The organism is Corynebacterium sp. MSK195 (genome assembly GCF_030228885.1).
In the GTDB taxonomy this organism is placed as follows: Bacteria; Actinomycetota; Actinomycetes; order Mycobacteriales; family Mycobacteriaceae; genus Corynebacterium.
Genome location: NZ_JASPGT010000004.1, coordinates 121933 through 143660 on the forward strand (window position 1 = coordinate 121933; position 21728 = coordinate 143660).

General features: G+C 58.1%; 21 protein-coding genes and 1 tRNA gene. 7 read left to right on the forward strand and 15 right to left on the reverse strand.

Translation table 11 applies throughout. The features are described from left to right. Nucleotides 1–18 precede the first annotated feature (18 nt). Nucleotides 19–1272 (reverse strand): M18 family aminopeptidase, encoded by a 1254-nt coding sequence (locus QP909_RS05745; RefSeq protein ID WP_284766481.1) that lies wholly within the window; start codon nucleotides 1270–1272, stop codon nucleotides 19–21. Between the two features lie 46 nt (nucleotides 1273–1318). Between QP909_RS05745 and QP909_RS05750 the strand changes: the two genes are divergently transcribed. Further along, nucleotides 1319–2149 (forward strand): RecB family exonuclease, encoded by an 831-nt coding sequence (locus tag QP909_RS05750; protein WP_284766482.1) that lies wholly within the window; start codon nucleotides 1319–1321, stop codon nucleotides 2147–2149. Nucleotides 2150–2161: 12 nt separating this feature from the next. On the opposite strand, the gene QP909_RS05755 is transcribed toward QP909_RS05750, so the two are convergent. The 9 genes from QP909_RS05755 to QP909_RS05795 form a co-directional block, all read right to left on the reverse strand. After that, entirely contained in the window at nucleotides 2162–3829 is a 1668-nt protein-coding gene (locus tag QP909_RS05755) for a formate--tetrahydrofolate ligase (RefSeq protein WP_284766483.1), read from the reverse strand. 138 nt (nucleotides 3830–3967) lie between these two features. Then, the gene (locus QP909_RS05760) at nucleotides 3968–5275 is read right to left on the reverse strand and encodes an anaerobic C4-dicarboxylate transporter (RefSeq protein WP_284766484.1); all 1308 of its coding nucleotides are present in this window, start codon (nucleotides 5273–5275) and stop codon (nucleotides 3968–3970) included. Nucleotides 5276–5630: 355 nt separating this feature from the next. Then, complete coding sequence (aspA, locus tag QP909_RS05765; RefSeq protein WP_239274247.1) at nucleotides 5631–7190, reverse strand: aspartate ammonia-lyase; 1560 nt, start codon at nucleotides 7188–7190, stop codon at nucleotides 5631–5633. Between the two features lie 110 nt (nucleotides 7191–7300). Beyond that, nucleotides 7301–8146, reverse strand: a complete 846-nt coding sequence (hisG, locus tag QP909_RS05770) for an ATP phosphoribosyltransferase (RefSeq protein ID WP_284766485.1) — start codon at nucleotides 8144–8146, stop codon at nucleotides 7301–7303. A 29-nt stretch (nucleotides 8147–8175) separates the two neighbouring features. After that, nucleotides 8176–8439 (reverse strand): phosphoribosyl-ATP diphosphatase, encoded by a 264-nt coding sequence (locus tag QP909_RS05775; RefSeq protein ID WP_204609052.1) that lies wholly within the window; start codon nucleotides 8437–8439, stop codon nucleotides 8176–8178. Between the two features lie 52 nt (nucleotides 8440–8491). After that, nucleotides 8492–9214: an HAD family hydrolase gene (locus QP909_RS05780; RefSeq protein ID WP_284766486.1), complete on the reverse strand. Its 723-nt coding sequence runs from the start codon at nucleotides 9212–9214 to the stop codon at nucleotides 8492–8494. Nucleotides 9215–9341: 127 nt separating this feature from the next. Beyond that, on the reverse strand, nucleotides 9342–9725 hold the full coding sequence (locus QP909_RS05785; RefSeq protein WP_005324796.1) for a hypothetical protein: 384 nt from the start codon (nucleotides 9723–9725) through the stop codon (nucleotides 9342–9344). A 24-nt stretch (nucleotides 9726–9749) separates the two neighbouring features. Next, on the reverse strand, nucleotides 9750–10988 hold the full coding sequence (mshC, locus tag QP909_RS05790) for a cysteine--1-D-myo-inosityl 2-amino-2-deoxy-alpha-D-glucopyranoside ligase (protein WP_284766487.1): 1239 nt from the start codon (nucleotides 10986–10988) through the stop codon (nucleotides 9750–9752). Between the two features lie 25 nt (nucleotides 10989–11013). Beyond that, complete coding sequence (locus QP909_RS05795; RefSeq protein ID WP_284766488.1) at nucleotides 11014–11868, reverse strand: undecaprenyl-diphosphate phosphatase; 855 nt, start codon at nucleotides 11866–11868, stop codon at nucleotides 11014–11016. A gap of 66 nt (nucleotides 11869–11934) precedes the next feature. On the opposite strand from QP909_RS05795, the gene QP909_RS05800 reads away from it, so the two are divergent. After that, on the forward strand, nucleotides 11935–12981 hold the full coding sequence (locus QP909_RS05800; protein ID WP_284766489.1) for an NHL repeat-containing protein: 1047 nt from the start codon (nucleotides 11935–11937) through the stop codon (nucleotides 12979–12981). 4 nt (nucleotides 12982–12985) lie between these two features. Next, nucleotides 12986–14101: a quinone-dependent dihydroorotate dehydrogenase gene (locus tag QP909_RS05805; protein ID WP_284766490.1), complete on the forward strand. Its 1116-nt coding sequence runs from the start codon at nucleotides 12986–12988 to the stop codon at nucleotides 14099–14101. Between the two features lie 90 nt (nucleotides 14102–14191). On the opposite strand, the gene QP909_RS05810 is transcribed toward QP909_RS05805, so the two are convergent. Both QP909_RS05810 and QP909_RS05815 read right to left on the reverse strand, forming a co-directional pair. After that, nucleotides 14192–14584 (reverse strand): hypothetical protein, encoded by a 393-nt coding sequence (locus tag QP909_RS05810; protein WP_284766491.1) that lies wholly within the window; start codon nucleotides 14582–14584, stop codon nucleotides 14192–14194. After that, nucleotides 14584–15123 carry a YbhB/YbcL family Raf kinase inhibitor-like protein gene (locus QP909_RS05815; protein WP_005324806.1) on the reverse strand — a complete coding sequence of 180 codons (540 nt, stop codon included), beginning with the start codon at nucleotides 15121–15123 and terminating at the stop codon, nucleotides 14584–14586. Before QP909_RS05815 ends, QP909_RS05810 begins: the two co-directional genes overlap by 1 nt. Nucleotides 15124–15350: 227 nt before the next feature. Between QP909_RS05815 and QP909_RS05820 the strand changes: the two genes are divergently transcribed. From QP909_RS05820 to QP909_RS05830, 3 genes are all read left to right on the forward strand, one after another. Next, nucleotides 15351–15436 (forward strand) — tRNA-Leu (locus tag QP909_RS05820). 78 nt (nucleotides 15437–15514) lie between these two features. Further along, the gene (locus QP909_RS05825) at nucleotides 15515–16231 is read left to right on the forward strand and encodes a TVP38/TMEM64 family protein (protein WP_284766492.1); all 717 of its coding nucleotides are present in this window, start codon (nucleotides 15515–15517) and stop codon (nucleotides 16229–16231) included. Between the two features lie 54 nt (nucleotides 16232–16285). Then, the gene (locus QP909_RS05830) at nucleotides 16286–16864 is read left to right on the forward strand and encodes a MarR family transcriptional regulator (protein ID WP_198493063.1); all 579 of its coding nucleotides are present in this window, start codon (nucleotides 16286–16288) and stop codon (nucleotides 16862–16864) included. On the opposite strand, the gene QP909_RS05835 is transcribed toward QP909_RS05830, so the two are convergent. Continuing rightward, nucleotides 16861–17700, reverse strand: a complete 840-nt coding sequence (locus QP909_RS05835) for a DUF3097 domain-containing protein (RefSeq protein WP_200435636.1) — start codon at nucleotides 17698–17700, stop codon at nucleotides 16861–16863. The two genes, QP909_RS05830 and QP909_RS05835, sit on opposite strands and share 4 nt — an antisense overlap. A gap of 33 nt (nucleotides 17701–17733) precedes the next feature. Between QP909_RS05835 and QP909_RS05840 the strand changes: the two genes are divergently transcribed. Next, complete coding sequence (locus tag QP909_RS05840) at nucleotides 17734–18507, forward strand: Rv1486c family protein (RefSeq protein WP_284766493.1); 774 nt, start codon at nucleotides 17734–17736, stop codon at nucleotides 18505–18507. On the opposite strand, the gene QP909_RS05845 is transcribed toward QP909_RS05840, so the two are convergent. Both QP909_RS05845 and QP909_RS05850 read right to left on the reverse strand, forming a co-directional pair. Continuing rightward, nucleotides 18504–19577, reverse strand: a complete 1074-nt coding sequence (locus QP909_RS05845) for a ferrochelatase (protein WP_284766494.1) — start codon at nucleotides 19575–19577, stop codon at nucleotides 18504–18506. The genes QP909_RS05840 and QP909_RS05845 overlap by 4 nt on opposite strands. A 31-nt stretch (nucleotides 19578–19608) precedes the next feature. Then, entirely contained in the window at nucleotides 19609–21063 is a 1455-nt protein-coding gene (locus tag QP909_RS05850) for an NlpC/P60 family protein (RefSeq protein ID WP_284766495.1), read from the reverse strand. Nucleotides 21064–21728: the final 665 nt, after the last annotated feature.

Consider the following 21728-nt stretch of genomic DNA (forward strand, 5'->3'; position numbering starts at 1 on the left):
TCCTCGAGGTTGCGGTTACTATCTCACCAAGTATGCCTCAAGTGCCTGCGCGAGCCATACTTGGTCCCGCTCGCCCACCATTTCCCGCGCCGAGTGCATAGACAGCATGGGCACGCCCACATCCACAGTATCGATGCCCAAACGCGTCGCCGTAATGGGACCGATGGTCGAGCCACAGGGCACATCATTATTGCCCACAAACCGCTGCACCGGTACGCCTGCCTTCTCGCATGCTGCTTCCCACAACGCCACCGTGGTGGCATCGGAGGCATAGCGCTGATTACCGTTGATCTTGGTCACTGGGCCCTTGCCGATAATCGGATGGTGCGTGGGATCGTGCTTGCCCACGTAATTAGGGTGCACCGAATGCGCGGCATCTGCCGAGACACAGCTCGAGCGGGAGAACATCTGGAAGCGTTCCTCCTCGTTGGCCCCCAGCGCCCGCGCCGTGCGAGTAAGTACATCCGCCAGGATGGGACCGCCCGCACCATAGCGCGAGCTGGAACCCACTTCTTCATGGTCAAAGGCCATCATGACCAAGATATCCTTGCCCTGATATTCCTCGGCGGCCTTCTTCATTGCTTCCAACGAGGCGTGTACGGAAGACAGGTTATCCATGCGTCCGGCAGCGATGAACTGCTCGCCGGCGCCAAAGACTTCGCCGCGAGCGGCATCGGCCGTAATCAGGTTGAAGGAAGCAATATCCTGCTTGGCGACGCCCACCTTCTCCCCCACTACCTGCAAGATCGACGCCTCCGGGTCACCCACGCTCAAAACCGGCTGCATATTGTGCTGGCGATCCGGCTTAAACTCATCCTTGCGGTAGAGGTGGATTGCCAGGGACGGAAGGCGCAGTACCGGGCCAGTATTGACCAGGTGCCGCGTGCCGTCCTTGGTGACAATCTGCCCGGCAACGGTCAGCTCCCGGTCAAACCAGGTATGCAGCAGCGCACCGCCATAGATTTCTACTGCCACCTGCTGCCAGCCGGCTGCGGAAAAGTCCGGCGTGGGCTTAAGAACCAAGCCCGGCGAGTCCGTATGCGACCCCACGATGCGGAAACCAGAATTCTTATCCGCGCCCTCTGGCACGTACCACGCCGCTACCGCGCCGCCGCGCACCATGACGTGGCCGCCTGGCGCAGCGGACCACTGCGTTCCCTCATCCTGTACCTCAAATCCCGCCTCGCGCAGCTGGCGGGATACCTCATCAGCAGCGTGGTACGAAGAAGGAGAAGCAGCAATAAAATCTAGGAAATCTGCGGTATAACTCATACCTCCTAGCTTGCCACGAATCGCGCGGCGATAGGCTAGATACACCATGGCTACTTCATCTACACCCCGCCCACTCGCCCTGTCGCCCTCGCGCGCCTCCGACTATAAGCAGTGCCCGCTGCTCTATCGCTTTCGCGCCATTGACAAGTTGCCCGAGCCCAAGACCATCGCCCAGGTCAAAGGAACCCTTGTGCACGCCGTTTTGGAAGAGATGCACAAGCTACCGCGCGAAGAGCGCACCTATCCTGCCGCGGTGAAGATGATTAAGCCCTCCTGGGCGGAGATGACCGCCAAAGACGAGGAACTTTTAGAGCTCGTGCCAGAAGAAGACACCTACGACTTCTTCGTCGCTGCCAGGGAACTGCTTAAAGGCTATTTCCAGATGGAAAATCCCCAAGGCTTTGATTGCCAAGAAACAGAGATGTACGTCAATACGGTCCTGCCCAATGGCGTCCCCGTCCGCGGCTTCATCGACCGCGTGGACCGCGCCCCAACTGGCGAGGTCCGAGTCGTGGACTATAAAACCGGCAAGAAGCCACTTCCCCGCTTTTCCCAGGATGCACAATTCCAGATGCGCTTTTATGCGCTGGTCTACTGGCGCATTCTAGGCACCATTCCCCACCAATTGCGCCTGATGTACCTCAAGGTGTTGGATTCGATGTTTCTTAGCCCAAACCGTGAGGAACTCGAATACTTCGAGCGCGATCTCGGCGAGCTGTGGGCAAAGATTGAGGCCGACGGGCGCGCCGGGGACTTCCGTCCGAAGCCATCCAAGCTCTGCGGATGGTGCGCCCACCAGGATCTCTGCCCGGAGTTTGGCGGCACCCCGCCGCAGTACCCGGGCTGGCCGGGTTCCGCGGCGGATACGAAGGACTAGCGCCCGACCTGCCTAGAAAAGGCCCGAAATGGTGCCCTGCTTATCGACGTCGATATTATTGGCCGCAGGCTTCTTCGGTAGTCCCGGCATCGTCATGACGTTGCCCGTGAGCACGACGATAAATCCCGAACCGGTGCGCGGCAGTAATTCGCGCACGTGCAGCGTATGGCCTTCCGGCGCCCCCAGAGCAGAGGCATCATCGCTGAAGGAGTACTGCGTCTTAGAGATGACCACCGGCAGCTTATCCCAGCCATTGTCCTGGATGTACTTGAGATCCTTGAGCGCCTTTGCCCCGTATTCCACACGGTCTGCGCGATAGATCTCGCGCGCGATGGTCTCGATGGAGGCCTCGATTCCCTCCCGCGGATCGTAGAGCTGCTTGGCTCCTCCCTGTAGGTTCTCCAGCAAGGTCTCTGCCAGCTTGGTAGCGCCTGCGCCACCCTCGGACCAGACATTGGCTTCCTCCAATGCCACCCCGAAGTCTTCGGCCCACTGCCGCATAAACTCGCGTTCTGCCTCGGTATCGGACCAGAAGAGGTTGAGCGCTACCACCGGTTTGATCCCGAACTTGCGCAGGTTTTCTACGTGGCGCTCTAGGTTGACTATGCCCGCCTTGAGGGCATCCAGGTTTTCCTCAGTGAGCTTATCCTTGGCCACACCGCCGTTGTATTTCTGCGAGCGGATGGTGGCAACGACCACGGCGCCAGCAACATCTAGGTCGCCAAAGCGCGCCTTAATGTCGACGAACTTTTCTCCGCCGAGGTCGGAGCCGAAGCCGGCCTCGCTTAAGACGATATCGCCAAATTGCAGTGCGGTGTGGGTGGCCAACAGGGAGTTGCAGCCGTGCGCGATATTGGCGAACGGACCACCGTGCACCAAGGCCGGCACGCCGCCAAGGGTTTGTACAAGGTTCGGGTTGAGGGCATCACGCATGAGTGCCGCGAGCGCACCTTCCGCATTCAAGTCACGGGCGGTAACAGGGCGCTGATCATAGGTGAACCCAATAGTGATATCGCCGAGGCGCTTCTTTAGGTCCTCGAGGTTCGTGGCCAAGCACAAGATGGCCATGATTTCGGAGGCCGCGGTAATAGTGAAACCGGTTTCTGCAGGCACACCGTGAGCCGGCCCGCCCAGGCCGGTCACCACGTTGCGCAGGGCACGGTCGTTGACGTCCATGCACCGCTGCCACGTCACGCGCCGCGGGTCGATGCCCAAGGCGTTGCCTTGATGGATGTGGTTATCAATGATGGCGGCCAGGGTGTTGGTTGCAGAGGTAATGGCATGAAAATCGCCGGTGAAGTGAAGATTGATGTCCTCCATGGGGACAATCTGTGCATAGCCGCCGCCAGCCGCGCCGCCCTTAATACCCATCACTGGTCCTTGGGAGGGCTCACGCAGGGCAACGATGGCCTTCTTACCCAACTGATCCAGGGCGTCGGTAAGGCCAATGAGCACGGTGGACTTGCCCTCGCCGGCAGGTGTGGGCGATACGCCGGTGACAAGCACCAGCTTGCCCTGGTTTTCCTTGGAATAGTCCACCTTGGTGATATCGACTTTGGCTTTGGTGGTGCCATAGGGAATCACGGCGTCGGCAGGAATGCCCGCCTTGGCCGCAATCTCCGCGATTGGCTGCAGGTGGTGGGCTTGGGCAATTTCAACATCGGATGGCTGAGTAGTCATGTTCTTAGCTTACCGAGCTCGGGAGTTAAATAACCCGCATTTTTCCAAGAAAGTGAATTGAATCAATCTGCCTGTCCACGCTGCGATCCAAAAAGGCGCCCTACAGGGCGCCTTGCGGGTGGACTTGTCGTCTATCTCTTACAGGATGACGAGGCCAAATGCGTAGCCCAAGAGGACAGAAACCACGATGCTGACCGTGCCTGGGATGAGGAATGGGTGGTTGAATACAGCCTTGCCGATTCGAGTCGAACCTGTATCGTCCATCTCCACCGCTGCCAGCAGCGTTGGGTAGGTCGGCAGGATAAATAGAGCCGAGACGGCCGGGAAAGCAGCGACTGCGGTAAGGGGACTTACGCCCAAAGCCAGGGCGGCTGGCATGAGGGCCTTGGTCGTAGCGGCCTGCGAGTACAGTAGCGCTGCGGCGAAGAACAAGACCACCGCGAGCAGCCACGGCGAAGACTCAATAACGCTACCAGCCATAGACTGAATATCGTCCATGTAGTGGTTGATAAGGCTGGTACCCAACCAAGCAACGCCTAGCACACAAATACATGCGGACATACCGGACTTAAATACCGGCGTATTGAGAACATCCCCCGCCGGGAACTTCGACATCATGACGATGATGGTGGCCGCGGTGAGCATAACCGTCATAATTGCCTCATTACGTGGCAGGGTTGGCTCTGCAATTAGCCCGACCTGCTCCGAGGTCAGCGTGGCCCATGCCATCACGATGACGATGGCTACCAAGAACACCAGAACAGAAGCCTTGGCGCCCTTCTGCGGCTGGAAGTTCTCGGCACCCAGTGGTTGCTTAACCAAGCCTTGCGCCTTGCGCTCCTGGTACACCGGGTCATCATCTAGTTCCTTGCCAAACTTATTAGCAATCCACGCAGCTGGGAAGATAGACAGGAAGGTTGCCGGAATGACGACTGCTAGCACCTGCAAATAGCCCGCTCCGGCTGGCTCCAACAGACTGGCTAGGAGAACCACTGCGGCAGAAATAGGCGAGGCACAAATTGCCATCTGGGAGGCAACTACCGCAATGGAAAGCGGGCGTGACGGGCGAACCTTGCCTTCTTTAGCTACCTCAACAATGACCGGCAGCGTAGAAAATGCAGTGTGGCCGGTACCGGCCAGCACCGTCATCAACCAAGTAACGATAGGCGCGTAGAACGTAATCCGCTTTGGGTTTTTACGCAGAAACTTTTCTGCAATGTGCACCAGGTAGTCCATGCCACCAGCCCTCTGCATTGCGGCGATGGCGGCAATGACGGTCATGATGATACCGATGACGTCGAACGGGATGTCTTCCCTAGTAATGGGGACACCGGTGAGACCAAGGGCCAACACACCGAGGCCGCCGGCCATACCGATACCAATTGAACCAATCCTCGCGCCCAAAAAGATGGCAGCGAGAACGATGACTATATGAACAATAACCATGGACATACTCCATACGCTCTGTATGCAAACTAAGGGCACGCGTCTCCATACAGAGTGCATGCCGTCCTCAACATCTTCTATTGTGCACCTATCACGTCGATTTATTCACTCGAATTGTCCGTTTGTGTTGATTCCCACATGTATTAAGCGTCTCGTTATAAGACGGTCGGTATCCTTCTCCGCATTCGCCCAGCACAGGGCCGTAAAAGGACACTAGCTACCGCCGATTCCATGCACACAAAAGACCCCTACAGCCTTCGCCAGTTTTCCTTGTACATCAAGAGAAAATGGCAGAGACCGTGGGGGTCTACTATGCGGGGGCGCTATGCCCTACTGCTTCTCAAAAGCCGAGTCTTTAGTCCTCGTCGATGAAGAGCTGACCGCGGAACTCTGGGTGCATGAGGTTTTCAACGGACAGAACCTTGTTCAAGGTAGCCTCATCGAGCAAGCCCTTCTCCAAGACGAGTTCCTTGACGCCCTTGCCGGTCTCCAGGGACTCCTTGGCAATCAGGTCACCGTTGTGGTGGCCGATGAACGGGTTCAGGTAGGTGACGATACCAATGGAATTTTCCACGTACGCACGGCACACGTCTGCATTAGCGGTAATGCCGGTGACGCACTTTTCGTGCAGGGCATCCACGGCGTTACCCATGATGCGAATGGACTGGAACAGCGCCTCGCCGATGACCGGCTCCATGACGTTGAGCTGCAGCTGGCCAGCCTCAGCGGCCATGGTGACGACATGGTCATTGCCGAAGATCTTGAAGCAGGTCTGGTTCACAACCTCCGGGATAACCGGGTTGACCTTACCCGGCATGATGGAGGAGCCGGCCTGACGGGCAGGCAGGTTGATCTCAGCCAGGCCAGCGCGTGGACCGGAAGACAGCAGGCGCAGGTCATTACAGATCTTGGCAAGCTTCATTGCTGCGCGCTTGATGGTGGCGTGCAGCAGCACGTAAGCGCCACAGTCAGAGGTTGCCTCAATGAGATCGCGGGCGGTCTTCATCTCCAAGCCGGTGACCTCAGACAGAGCTGCGGTGACCTGGTGGCGGTAGCCGGCCGGGGTGTTCACGCCGGTGCCGATTGCGGTTGCGCCCAAGTTGATCTCGAGCAGGCGACGCTGTGCATCGCGCAGCAATGCCTGCTCCTCGTTCAGGTTATTGGCAAAGCCCTTGAACTCATCACCCAAGGTCATCGGAACCGCATCCTGAAGCTGAGTACGACCCATCTTCAGGATGTCCTGGAACTCATTGCCCTTGACCTGGAATGCGGCACGCAGACCATCCATGCGCTCAATGAGGTGATCCACTGCTGCATGCAGACCCAAGCGGAAGCCGGTCGGGTAAGCATCGTTGGTGGACTGGGACATGTTCACATCATCATTCGGGTTGATGATGTCATAGGAGCCCTTCTCCTCACCGAGGTACTCCAGCGCGAGGTTGGCAACAACCTCGTTGGTGTTCATGTTCAGCGAGGTACCAGCGCCACCCTGGAAGACGTCCAGCGGGAACTGATCCATGCAGCGACCCTCTTCCAGGATCTGGTCACAGGCCCAGATGATGGCTTCAGCCTTCTTCTTTGGCAGAACGTGCAGGCGGCGGTTTGCCATGGCGGCCGCCTTCTTGACCTGGACCATGCCGCGGATGAAGTGCGGGATGGTGTTGATGGTCACGTAAGAGATCTGGAAGTTCTCCATGGCGCGTACGGTGTGCACACCGTAGTAAGCGTCAGCGGGAACTTCCAAGGAGCCAAGAAGGTCGGTCTCGGTGCGAGTCTTCTTGCTGGAGTTCTTAGGTGCCTTTTGTTCGGCCACCTTCTGCTGTGCGGCGTGAGTGGAAGTGTCAGCTTCCTTCTTCTTCACGTCCTTTGCTGCAGACTTGGTGTCCTTTTCTTCTTTCTTAGAGGACTTTGCCATGATGGCTCGGCTCCTTTGCCTGTCGAGACTTATATTCGAATGAGTAACCTCAAGCGCTAATGTTAGCCACGACTGAATCTATTTGGGCCGACCCAGAGAAATTGATCCCCCTAAAAGCGGGCGATGCGTAAATCAGAAGCCAAAATTGCTTCCGCGCCGAGTTGGGAAAGTCGGTCCATGACTTGGTTGGCTTGTTTCTTCGGAACCATCGCTCGCACTGCCACCCAGTTCTCACGCGCTAACGGCGACACCGTAGGACCGGTCAATCCTGGAGTAATACCAGCGGCTGCGTCGAGGTTGGATTGAGCGATGTTGTAGTCGATCATTAGATATGTGCGAGCGTGCAGAATTCCCTGAATGCGGTCGAGCACTACCTGCTCTTCCTCCGTAACTTCTACCCCTGTACGCTTAATAACTACCGCCTCGGACTCAATGATCGGCTCCCCGAACGGCGCTAACCCTTGCTGACGCAAAGTAGTACCAGTTGACACGACATCAGCAATAACATCGGCAACCCCTAGCCGGATGGAAATCTCTACGGCCCCGTCCAATCGAATAACATCGGCCTCAATCCCATGTGCGGCGAGGTTTGTGCGGACAAGATTGGGGTACGACGTCGCGATCCGCCGCCCGGCCAGTTGAGAGATATCCCACTCCTCCCCCTGCGGGGCTGCGTACCGGAACGTGGAGCCACCGAAGCCTAACGGCAAAACTTCATCAAAGCTCGCTTTAGAGTCAAGTGCCAAGTCCCGGCCCGTAATGCCTAGGTCTAAGACCCCGCGGGCGACATAGATGGCGATATCTTTCGGCCGTAGGAAAAAGAATTCTACCCCGTTATCGGCATCTACCACGTTGAGCGCCTTGGAATGCCCGCGCCCCTTGTAACCGGCCTCTGTAAGGATTTCCACTGCAGCTTCTGACAATGAGCCCTTATTCGGTACAGCAATCTTGATCATGCGGATCCTTCCATCCTGTGGGGTGTTGCCTAGAGGTACTTATAAAGGTCTTCAGGGGTAAGTCCGCGCTTGAGCATCATGACCTGAGTCCAATAGAGCAGCTGAGACATCTCTTCCGCTAGCTCATCGTCGGACTGGTACTCAGCGGCGATCCATACTTCCCCAGCTTCTTCGATGATCTTTTTACCAATGAAATGCTCGCCTTTATCCAGCGCGGCAACGGTGCCAGAACCAGCTGGACGCTGGTCGGCCTTCTCGGCTAGTTCGGCGAAAAGAGTCTCAAAGTTCTTCACGTCTACCTATTGTTCCACAGGTAGATAGAGAATGTAGGGGAACTCTGAATTTCTATTGCCGCGCCGAAATCTTAGCGAACCACTCATAGACGTCAGTGGCCTTAGCTCCCGCGAGGTGCCGCGAATCGCGGAGGCGAGAAATTTCGGTGACCTCGGTCGGTACCTGAACCTGATCGTCTTCGGGCAAACCGATAACCGCACAGCCGGCATCAACTGCGGCGCGCATGCCGGTTGCGGAATCTTCAAAAACTAAGCACTCTGCGGAATCTGCGCCAATGCGACGGGCGGCCTCGCGGTACATATCCGGCGCTGGTTTGCCGGCAGGAACCTCATCCCCGCAGATAGTATCGACGAAATAGTGCCGCCCCAACGCATTGATAGCAGCGTCAGCGACATTGCGCTCGGTATTGGTAGTGACCATCATGGGCACCCCATCCGCTTTCAGTTCCTGAAGCAGTGGATGGATTCCCGGAAAGATTTCCAGCTCGCGAGCAAAAAGGCCCTTGACATAGTCAAACATCTGGGCGCGGTAACGCTCGCTGTCGCCGGGCTGCAGCGTCACCCCCGCATTATCCGCGCAGATTGCCAAGGTGGTATCAAAGGTCGCGCCCACAGTAGCTAGGCGCTGGGTGGGAGTGAGCCGTTTGCCCAGCAGCTCTGAAAGGTAAAACGTTGCCTCCGCCCAAAGGGGCTCCGAATTAGTGAGGGTGCCATCCATATCCCAGAAGATGGCGGCGGGCTTAGTCAGGCCGGAAGCGGCGGTGGAGTGCGGCACGAGAATAAAGCTAGCTTTCTCTATCAGGTAGGAAATAGTTTCGCCGTTCACGCTGTGGGCACACGGCGGCAAAAGCCAGCCGCGCAGTTAGCGCGAGCTGGCGCTTACTAAGGCGGAAGGGTCAGAACTAAAAATCCAGTTCCGGAATCTGCGACAGGGCTTCATCGTCTGCTCCGGTGGCCGCGCTGGCGTTATAGATAAGCTCAGAGAGCTCTTCCTTTTCCTCTGGCTCGAGAACGGCATCGTGTTGAGCGCGATTAAAATCTGCCAACTTGCGAACGGTCTTGGACAAGACAGTGACCAACTGTGGTCCGTCAGGATCGTCCGGAAGAGCATCCAGCCCATCGAGCATCTGCTCAAGGTGGCCGCGCAGCTCTGGGAGGACGTTGGCGTCAAACGGTGCCTCCCAGAACTCCTTTTCCTCTTCCTTGAGGTAATCGCCGGTGGCGAAGGACTTCAGGTCACTAATGAACTCATCTACGGTGGGCTGGAAATCGGCGCGAATGCTCATGCTGTAGATACTGCCCTATCTTGCCTAAGCCCGCACGCCGAGGAGCGAATTTAGTGCGGTGCGAACCAAATCGGCCGCCCCGTCCTCGTCCGTGCCACGGTCGGCCTCTGCCCACTCATCCATGGCAGCGAGCGCGGCCGGGGTATCAAGGTCGTTCGCGATTGCGGCACGCAGCTTGGCGACGACCTCTTCGGCCCCTGCCATACTGCCCGGCTGCGCCAGGGCCTCCCGCCATGCGGCGAGGCGGCGTTTAGCGCCGTCGAGCACCTCGTCGGACCAGTCGCGCTCGTCGCGGTAATGGCCCGCGAAGACACCCAAACGGATAGCGGAGGGATCTTCACCCGCTTCTACGAGCTTGTGAACGAAGACGAGGTTGCCCAAGGACTTAGACATCTTGACCCCGTCGAGACCGATCATGCCGGTATGCACGTAGAACTGTGCCATGCGATCAACGTTGAGGGCGGCCTCGGCGTGGGCAGCGGAAAACTCATGATGTGGGAACTTCAGGTCGGTGCCGCCACCCTGAATATCAAAGGAAGAACCCAAGCGGTTGGTAGCGATGGCGGAACACTCAATATGCCAACCCGGACGGCCAGGCCCAAAGGGCGACTCCCAGGCTGGTTCGCCCTCGCGGTGGGCACGCCAGATAAGCGCGTCGAGCGGATTCTTCTTCCCTGGGCGGTCGGGATCGCCGCCGCGCTCAGCAAAGAAGGTGCGCATCTCTTCGGCAGAGTAATTGGACTCATACCCAAAACGCTCGGTGGCCTCGATGGAGGCGTAGATATCTGGGTGCTCGGGGTCGTCTACGACGTAGGCCGCTCCGACGTCGAGAAGCTTCTGCACCATTTCCACGATTTCATCGACGGCCTCCATGGCACCGATGTAGTCCTGCGGCGGGAAAACGGAGAGCAGCTCCATATCGGAACGGAAGAGGTCAATTTGAGAAGTGCCGAGCTCACGCCAATCTACACCGTCGCGTTCGGCACGTTCGAATAGCGGATCATCGACGTCGGTGATGTTTTGGACGAAGTGAACTTTCTTCCCGGCATCCAGGAACGCCCGGTAGATAAGGTCAAAGGTCAGGTAGGTGGCGGCATGGCCCAAATGGGTGGAGTCATAGGGCGTGATGCCGCACACGTACATGGTGGCGGTATCCCCTGCGACCTCTACGGGAGCGATGTTTTGGTTCGCAGAATCGTACAAGCGCAGCTGTGCCGCATCACCCGGCACAGGGCGGAAGGAAGGTAGTGGCCAAGAATGCATAGCCACCATACTAACGCGGTGCGCCTTAGAGCGGCTGCAGGACTCCCAGTGCCAGGAGGATCATGACGAGCACGCCGACCGGGATGCGGTAAGCGGCAAACCACGAAAAGGAGTGGTTGCCCACAAACTTTAGTAGCCACGCAATCGAGGCATAACCCAAGGCAAAGGCAATGCCCGTACCGACCAAGAGCTGGAGACCGGAGGCGGACTGGCCGGATTCGGGAGAAAAGGCGTCGGGAAGCGAGAAAAGGCCCGAAGCCAACACTGCCGGAATGGCCAGCAAGAAGCTAAAGCGCGTGGCTACCTCGCGGTCCAGGCCCAGGAACAGACCACCGGAAATGGTGCCGCCGGAGCGGGAAACACCCGGAATGAGCGCCAAGCATTGGCACAGGCCCATAACAATGGCGTCTTTCATGGTCAACTGGTCAAAGCTGCGTTCCTTCTTACCCATTTTTTCTGCAGCGATGAAGACCAAGGAGAAGAGAATGAGCATTGCGGCGGTAATCCACAGGTTGCGCAGGGCGCCACGAATCGCATCCTCGAATGCGAGGCCGACAATTCCGATGGGAATGGAACCCACGATGACCATCCACCCCATGCGCCAGTCCTGGCCGCGAGAGGACTTATCAGCCCAGCCGCGGAACCAGCCGGAGAGAATTTGCCAAATCATTGGGGCAAAATAGACCAGCACAGCCAGCTCCGTACCTAGCTGGATAACTGCGGTGAAGGACGCGCCGGCGTCGTTGCCCCAAAAAAGTTCGGAAACAATGCGCAGGTGACCGGAGGAACTTACCGGAAGAAACTCGGTTAGCCCCTGCACGATGGACAAAACAATGACCTGCGCCCAAGAAACAGCGTCAGTTGCGGTATTAGAAATCACCCGCTTCACACTACAGCCGCGCTGGGCTTCGAGTTTTTACAACGCGCGCTGTTAGGATTAGTAGCCGTGAAATCTCAATCTGGCTCCGCACTTATCCTTTCTAGTTTGCTGGCGCTTAGCGCCACCGCGTTGGCCGCCTGCCAGCCCGAAGTGGGCGTGGGCGCCGATCCAGAGACCGCGGTCAAGGGCAATGCCACCCCAGCGGCCTCCCCGGCTAAGGCGGATCCGGAAGGCACTGTGGTGGACCTTAAGGCAGACATCACTGACCTTGCCGCCTTTGATGACTCGCTGGCGGTGCGCACCAAGGACGAGCTTCTCATCGGTAGCCAGAAGGATTTTGAGGGGAAGAAGGCTACCTCGCTAGACATTTCTGCGGAGTGTGGTGACCTCAGCTCATCTGCCTCGGGCTTCGTCCTCGCCTGCCCGGACAAGGTTCTCCTCATCGATCCTGCATCCCCGGATTCTCCCCAGGAGGTCCACATGGAGGAGGACTCCCCCGTTACCGCCGCCACCCAGCTATCCAGCGGCGAGATCTTTGCCACCTCGGCCGCTTCCACCACGGTAGGCATTTATAAGGACGGCAAGCGCGACGGAGATATCGAGGTGGAAGCTGGCTCGGACCAGCTATTGGCCGTGCCCAATTCCTCGGGCGATGACGGAGTGGTACGCATCCACCGAGAGGATTCCACCATCCAAAACGTGGACTGGACGAATGATCGCGCGGGCGGCCGACTGCGCGTTGGCCAGGGAGTCGGCAGCATCGCGGTGGGCGATAAAGGCGTGGTCCTCGCCTCCGATACCGAGGGCGGCCGCTTGGCCGTCTACACCTCTGATGACGTTGTCCGCCTGCACCAATACGGCAACGTAGAGGGCACCCCTTGGGGCGTAGCCTGGGACGAAAAGCGCAATCTTGCGTGGGTGAGCGCCACCGATACCAATAAGGCTCATGCCTATGAGATAGACAAAGGCGTCCCAGAGCTGCGCGGAGATCTCTCCACTGTGCCGGATGCGCAGAATATTGCCGTGCTTGGCGACGGCACCTTTGTCGCCGCCTCCGCCACCGGCCACGGGCTGCAGTTCGTGGACACCCCGCACCTGAAGAAGGAGTCCTAACACCATGACCAGCACTATTGACCAACTGCGCGCGCAGGCCTACCAGCTTGCTCTGCGGGGCATGTTTAAGCTGAGCCCAGAGCGCATCCACGAGATTATTAACACTGCGCTCAGCGGGCTGCAGGCGGCCGGGCCAGCTAACCGAGCCCTGGCAAAGATCCTGCCTGTCAATGATCCAGTGCTGCGCCAAGAGGTCTTCGGAGTAGAATTCCCCCGCCCGTTGGGACTTGCCGCCGGGTTTGATAAGAACGCCGCAGCTGCTGATACGTGGACTCCCATTGGTTTCGGTTTTGCAGAGTTGGGCACCGTCACCGCCCAAGCACAGCCTGGCAATCCTGCTCCGCGGCTTTTCCGCCTGAAGGCCGATAAGGCCATCTTGAATCGGATGGGCTTTAACAATAAAGGTGCAGCGGCCGCCGCAGAAAACCTGCGCAAGCGTCGCTACAGCGATGTCATTGGCATCAATATTGGCAAAACCAAAGTCACCCCTGCCGAGCATGCAGTAGAAGATTACCGCCGCTCCGCGTCGGTATTGGGCGACTTGGCAGATTTCCTGGTAGTCAACGTTTCTTCGCCGAATACCCCGGGCCTGCGCGACCTGCAAGCAGTGGAATCGCTGCGCCCCATTCTCTCCGCCGTGCAAGAATGCACCGCGGTTCCGGTGCTGGTGAAAATTGCCCCGGATCTTTCTGATGCTGACGTTGACGCCGTGGCAGACCTAGCCCTCGAGCTCGGCCTCGACGGAATCGTAGCGACGAATACCACCATTTCCCGCGAGGGGCTCAAGACTCCAGCCGCCGAGGTAAAGGAGATGGGCGCCGGTGGCGTATCCGGCCCTCCGGTAGCCGAGCGCTCCCTAGAGGTACTGCGCCGCCTTAATGAGCGAGTCGGCGGCCAGCTCACTCTCATCTCCGTGGGCGGCATCTCCACGCCAGAACAGGCATGGGAGCGCATCACTTCCGGCGCTTCCCTACTGCAGGGCTACACCGGTCTCATCTACGGTGGTCCGGACTGGATCCGCCATATCCACCGCGGCATTGCCGCTCAAATCCGCGCCCACGGTTTGAGCAATATTTCCCAGGCGGTTGGCTCTGGTCTTCCTTGGAAGCCCTTAGATTAGTCCAGGCCAAGGTTGCTCAACACAAGGTCCGCCTACTTCTCCTGCTGCACGCAGAGGAAGTAGGCGGACCCTTAATCTTTGCGGTGCAGACTAGGTCTGCGACATGGCGCTGCGCTTGAGAATCAGTGCGCACAACACCGCGAAGCCGGCGTAGAACACGACCCAAAACTGTGGTTGCGTGAATAGGATATCGCCGGGCACAAAGCGGCTTGCTGCAATGATCACAATAGCGATGACCAATGCTGCAACCTGCGCGCGGCTTCCCGCCTGACTTTTGCTCATGGTGCTAAAGGCCCCGACGATGATCGCGGCGACAATAATCGCCGCTTTGGAATACGTCCATTCGAAATCGGCACCCCATCCATCCGTGAAGACGGAGATTAACGCAAAGAGGACCAACACGAATGCGACCACCATGAAGGCGCCGCCCACCCGCAGCGCCGTCGGCGGGCTAGGGTGCGATGAAGTAGAACCACTAGCCATTACTTCGCCTCGTACCAGCCCCACAAAATGGCGCGACCAAGAGCATGGAAATGCAGGTTGAACCCAAGCACGGTCGGCGAAGCATCTGGGTCGATGTCGAGCTTTTCTACGTCGACTGCATGGACGGCATAGAGGTAACGATGCGGGGCGTGTCCGGCAGGCGGGTTCGCACCGAAGTAGGTGCGCTCGCCCGAATCGTTGCGCAAGCTGATGACGCCGTCAATACCCAAGTCCTCGGCAGCACCGGCATTGGTAGGCAGCTCGCTTACCTCGACGGGGATATTGAACGCCGCCCAGTGCCAGAAACCAGAAGCCGTTGGCGCATCGGGGTCGAAACAGGTCACGGCCAGGGACTTGGTGCCTTCCGGCAGTCCAGACCAGGCAAGCTGAGGCGATACGCTCTCTGGGGCGCGGAGCTTTTCCTGCAGCTCGTCTCCTTCCACCACATCAGTGGACGAGAGAACGAAGGAAGGGACATCGCGCAGCGGTGCGTAAGGATCTGGACCAGGAAACCGGGAATCATCTGCGTAAGAAGTCATAGACCCATTTGTACCCCACCTCACAAGGCGATGTCGATGTGGTGTAACCGCCGCGGCCTGCATAAATTCTGCTGCACACGTGGAAAGCCCCTACCCAGACTTACAACCATGTATTTCCACACGCCGTTAATATTTGCTTTTTCACGCCACACGCAGGCGATTTGTAAAGCAAGCCTCGAGCAGGATACAGTATCGGAGTGCCCAGCCGAGAGGCTGACAAACACCCTGCCCGGGTGGCGGAATGGCAGACGCGCTAGCTTGAGGTGCTAGTGTCCTATTAACGGACGTGGGGGTTCAAGTCCCCCCTCGGGCACAACGGACCGGCGGTTACCACTAAGGTAGCCGCCGGATTTTTCTATTCAGTACTCCCTCAAGGACTACGATCTCCCCCATGACCACATTTTTGAGTTGGGCGCGCAGCTTCGGCCAGTTCCTCATGTCGCTCGCCCAGTCCGCCTGGCGATCAATTCTCCAGTGGTCGATGCGTCGTTGGGTAGCCGTCCTCGCCACCATCGCCACCGGCGCGATACTCTTTTACTTCTTTGATCTGCCGAACGTGTCCCAGCTTCGCGTCGCCTCCACCCGCTATGGTGCGTGGTTTCCTCTCCTTTTTATCCTAGGTTATGTCATATTTACGCAGCTTCCATTTCCTCGGACGTTGTGGACGGTAGCCGCAGGAATACTTTTTGGCCCATGGAAGGGCCTCGCCCTCTCCTTGTGCGCCTTGACGGTGTCAGCGGGCCTCTCGCTCCTCATCGTCCGCACGCTCCTTGGAGACTGGATCCGGCCGCACCTAACCCACCCAGCAGTGTTTAAAATCAATGCCCACTTAGAGCGGCGCGGCTGGCTGGCCATCGCTTCGCTGCGGATGGTGGCCGGCGTCCCCTTCAGCCTCCTGAATTATGTTGCCGCACTAACACCCGTGAAGCTTAGCCACTTCACCGTGGCCACTCTCCTCGGTTCCGTCCCAACTACTGCCCTCGGCGTCTTCTTCGGCGATGCCCTCACCGGCCACACCTCGCCCAGCATCATTGTTGCCATGGTGGCTTTTGCCGCCGTCGGTATGGGCGGGCTGTATATGGATTCACGTCTACCCACTCGCCCATAAGTCAAGTACGAGCGGTAGACTAATTCGCAATTGGTTCCTTAAGGAGGATTTTCTGTGCTTGCTGTCCACGCTCGCTACCGGGGCCGCTCCGTGCGTCGCGCAGAGTTGGTCCAACGCTCCGCAACGGCTCTATCCACCCTCAATGGTGTGGGCGAGTTCCACGTGCTCGGCGTGGAAGATATTTGCGCCGTAGTTGATTCAGCAACTGCCGTGTGCGACGTGGTCATGGCTTTGCTTGCCGACGGCGACTGGGCCATCGGCATCGGCATTAGTCCCGGAAACCAAGAAGATGAGGAAGGCGCGCGCCAGGTAGCAACCGCCGCATTGCGGAAGTCCGCCCGCATGGGGCAGGTCTACGCCAAACTCAATAAGCGCGGCCGCGCCTCAGAGGCGAGCGATATTGCGGCCACCTTTGCTCTGCTTGGATACGTTCTGCACAAACGCACCATCGAAGGGCGTGAAGCAACCTCACTCGTCCGTGCGGGGCTCAACCAGAATGAGGCCGCCGAAGAGCTAGGAATTTCCAAGCAAGCCATGTCGCAACGCCTCCAAGCGGCCGGCTGGAGCGCGGAAATGGCGGGGTGGCAGTTGGCCGTCAACCTCATTGAACGCGCCAACCTTGCCCACCCCTAGAGCAAATCAGATTTGCTCAACTCAGGTGTAGTAACGAAGTCCACGAGGCGCTCCACGGCACCGATCAGGCTGGAGTCTAGGTCGCGGAAGGAATGTACGGCGTTATAGACATGACGCCACCCATCCTTCGGGTCGCTCCACCCCACGCGGCGGCAAATACCGGTTTTCCAATCCTCGCCGTAAGGCACATCGGGCCATTCACGCAGGCCGACGCGCTGCGGCTTTACCGCCGCCCAGATATCGATGAAGGGGTGTCCAGTTACCAGGACATGCTCTCCCACGGTTTCCGTTAATCGGGTTTCTTTGGAGCCTTGAACCAAGTGATCCGCCAATACTCCGACCCTGCGGCCTGGCCCTGGCTGAAACTCTGCGAGGCGCGCCTCCAAGTTGTCCAAACCCTCGAGGTATTCGACTACCACGCCTTCCACACGCAGGTCGTGGCCCCACACTTTTTCTACGATGGCAGCATCATGCACGCCTTCTACCCAAATGCGCGACGGCGCGGCGACTTTAGCCTCCACATTCTCTACGCGGCGGGAGCCGGAGTTGGACTTACGAGGAGCCTGCTTTTCGACGTACCGGGTAAGCGTCACAGGTTTTCCTTCCACCAGGAACCCGCCTTTAACCAGGTTAAAGACCCGTTCTACGCCGTGGCGATCCTCAAGGCGTACCACCTCACCGAAAACGGTTTTATCCACGCCCATAACAGCGCCCACAAAGTCGTCGCCGCGCACTTCCACTACCATTCCGGGCTCGGCTGGCACTTCTGGGTACTGGCGCGGCTTCGACCGCGAGTGGCCAGCAAAAATATCTCCGCCATAAGGATCAAAACTCATGGCCCGTTAGTCTATCTACTAGACTGGCTCGCCATGGATATGCGCGCCGAAGTATGGTCACCTTTACAAAACACTGCCGTATGGCTTGGCTCGTGGCTGTGGGGACATGAAACCACCGATGACCTACTGGACGCGCTTACTGAACTAGGCGGACGTCCAGAATGCTGGGACGAATCCCCCTTCGTCGATCTATTAGCCATGCTGCGCGCGGAGACCACCGAGCTCACCGCTCATCGCGGTGTACGTGCAGAGCCTATTGTGCGTCTCGCACTGTCCGGGCCAGGCGAGCCGCCCGCATTGCCTGCAGGATCGAAGTCCTATCGCGCGGCCGCACAAAGTTCTGCCGGAGCAATCATAGTTCGTAGCAATGATCCCTTGCGTAACTTAGTCCTCGTACCCCACATTCGCCACAGCCATACTGCGTGGCAAGTGGTCGTCGAAAAGCAGCAGCTCCCCGCGCCCGCCTGGCTAAGCCCCGGCGAAGCCGACGCACTCCTCTCTCAAGCAACCAATGAGTCCGCCGATCTCATCGCCGCAACTGGGTATAGCACCGAGGCCTTGCCCAGCCCACGCCTCACCGTGGGGACATTGAGCGACTTCTATGACACACCTGGTCTTCCCCACTCAACGCCAGCTCGAGCAGCCAAGCTTTTTGCCCGGGCCGACCGAGTAGCCGCGATCATCGAAACCGTCACTGACCGCATCAATGACCACAGCCTTGATCCACAATTGCTTCGCTTGTGGCGCCACATCCGCCAGGCGCGCATGACGGGCGTGTCTTATGCGCTTGGAGAATTTGCCCGTTAGCGGGACCAGATATCGCAGCACCCCGCTGCACACGGCGCACCATTGACTGTGCACCCTTGCACCGTCACGCTCCCGCTGGTCTCCCACTCGCGGCCCTGCTCTAGTTCGTCGATGAGATCAACGACCATCTCCGCAAACCTTGGAGTCGGACCCGCTGTCCGGGTGCGCAGAACTTTGACACCCATCTCGTCTGCCGCCTTCTGCAGCTCGGAATCGAGATCCCAGATGACCTCCATATGGTCTGAGATGAAGCCAATCGGACACACCACTACCGTGTCCACGCCTTCGTTGTTATGGATGTTGGTGGTGTGGTCAACAATGTCTGGCTCGAGCCACGGAGTGCGTGGATTGCCCGAACGTGACTGCCATACAAGGTCATAGTCAGAAATACCGGCTTGTGCGGCCACCAACCGCGATGCCTCAGCCACCTGGCGGGAGTAAAGGTTTTTATCGCCTTCCGCGCCGCCCACGTTATCGTGCGCGACGGGAACCGAATGGGCGGTAAATAGCAAGCGAGTGGTTTCCTTCACGTCCTCCGGAACCTGTCCCCAGACCTCTGTGACAGCGGCTGCCATTTCGGCCACGAACTTCGGATGATCGAAGAATTGGCGAATCTTAGTAAATTCAATGTCCGGCAAACCCTGCTCCGCCAGATGCTCGCGCATCTGCTGAATGTCCTCATCATATTGCCGGCATGCGGAGTACCCACCCCATGCAGAAGTAGCGAAGACAGCTACCTTTCGCACTCCGTCCTGAGACATCTTCTCCGCAGTCTCGCTGGCAAAGGGATGCCAATTTCGATTGCCAAAATGGACCGGTAGATTATGTCCGCGTTTTTTCAGCTCCCCTTCGACATGATCGATGATTTCGCGGTTAAGTGCATTGAGCGGACTTACCCCTCCGAAGTGGTAATAATGCTCGCCCACCACTTCTAGCCGCTCGCGAGGGATACCTCGACCTCGAGTTACGTTCTCCAAAAAAGGAACGACCTCCTCGTTTCCTTCCGGGCCACCGAAAGAAAGAACGAGGAGGGCGTCGAAGTTTTGGGCATTCTGTTGTGCGTCAGTCATGCCCTAAACCATACCAACCAAAAGTTGGAGATTAGAGAAGGCGCACGACATCCGGAGTAGCGCCACCCCAGCGTACTGGGACTACTGAAACAGTCTGACCAGACTGTGGCGCTTCAATCATTTGGCCGTCGCCTAGGTAGATAGCTACGTGCTGGCTTCCACCAGCTCCGTAGAAGATAAGGTCACCGCGCTGTGCATTCGCGCGCGGAACCTTCTTGCCCTGCTGGTACTGTGCACCAGTGTAGTGAGGAAGGTCCAGGCCGGCTGCCGCGTAGGCGTACTTGACTAGGCCCGAGCAATCGAAGCCAGACTGACCGAAGTCCCCGAAGGAATCAGCCACGCCACCATCGCGAAGCCCACCAGTAGGACCATTGTTATCGCCGCCACCCCACACATAAGGGACGCCGACCTGAGACTCAGCGCGAGAAATTACGGCCTCGATCTGAGCGTCTCGGCCCGCGTCTGCACCGGTGGTGCTTTCCTCCACTTCGGACACCTCGTCCACTACGGGGGCGTCAACGCTGGCGGCAGGTGCGGTATTCGGGCTCCCCAAACCTAGCAAGTCAGACGAGCCCTGCATGAGGGTGCGCACATCGTCCTCATCAACGGCTGCAGCGATATCATTCGCAAGTCCGAGCGCATCATTCACAGAGGATCCAGTGCCGAAATCGACGTTCTGGAACGTCGGCGTTGCACCCTTATTGAGGGCGTTTCCAAAGTCCGCTTCTGGAGTAGTCTTATCCTGCTCAGCAACGGATGAATCCTCCGGGTTCCCTGCAACGTCCATGCCGCCCGTAACCTCAGGCGTTCCACCCTCTACCACCTCATCGGTAAAGGTCTGCGACTTGTCTCCCGGCGTCAAGTCTTGAGGATTGACGGAAAATGTATCGGTAGAATTCCCAGAATCAAGATTGGTTACTTGATTTGGGGCTGCCGGAAGAGAATCTTGCTGCGAGAACTGTACCCCGCTTGCCCCCTCCGCCTGGGACGTAGCCTGCTGCTGGCGGGCAAAAGTGGCTTCCGCAAACCTTTGGGTAGCGTTTAGCCGCGCTTCATTCTGGGCCAGCTCTCGGCGCTCCTGCGCAACACGATTCTCGGCTTCTCGCTTTTCCTCGCCCGCCTGGCGCAGCTCATCTTCCAAGCTGGCAACATACTCTTCGTTAGTACCCGGCTCGACGTTCACTTGTTCCAATTGGGTTCGAATCTGAGCAATACGGTCTTCCGCTCCGGAAACATCTGCTTCCGCGCGACCTAGCTCTGCCCGGGACTCCTCTACAGCACCCTGCAGTGAATCCGCGTTGGTAACTGCACGGTCAATTGCTACGTGGTCTGACTCTTGGTCCTGGACCGTACCTGGGTTTGGCGTCGATACTTCATCGGCGCTTGCTGGGGCTACGGTGGAAAGTGTTGAAATGGCTGCAGTACCTGCTACTGCAGCAATGAAAGCGCGAACATGTCGAATGCGCGGAAGGCGGATGGTGGCCACTGAAATACTCCTAGTCTGGGCCCACTCTGCTCCTTTAGTGAGAGTCCACGAAGACATCCGGGCATAGGAATGCCCGGGCTCCCCGCCTGCATATTTCGCACAAACACAGGCGTTATCGCATGCCTTATTGAGCAGCCTAGAGAATCGCCTCGAGTAGATATCAATAGATACGCGAAGCGAACCCCTGGTGCCCGCAGACACTAGAGCGGTAATTGTTGATGGACTGCCTACATTGGCTGAGACTTCACTCCGGGTGTGCTCTTTCGGTGGACCCTCAGCAGACTTAGGGCTTTCATGTTGGAACTAGAGAGAGTTAAGGACGATTGCTGCGCCGTTACTGGACGACTCAAACCGCTACTGTTTCCCCAACAACAGCGATATACAGACAACTTGCACTCTGGCAAGAGAGCCTAAAGGTCTACTTGCGTGAGTCCGACAAGTCGGCCACAAATGGTCTACAACTATTCTCTGTTCAAACAAATTCCCACGACTGCGAAATCCACTTCCATTCTTGCGCTGCGCGCGACATACGCTCCAGGATGCGTCTAACAACCCGCGATTCCGTATGCCCCGATCACGTCTTCGTTGCACTGAGCACCGTGAGAACTGCTCTACGGGTTCTGGCAGACCTCGCCGCGGCGCCGGACCGGAATCCAAAAGGTCTA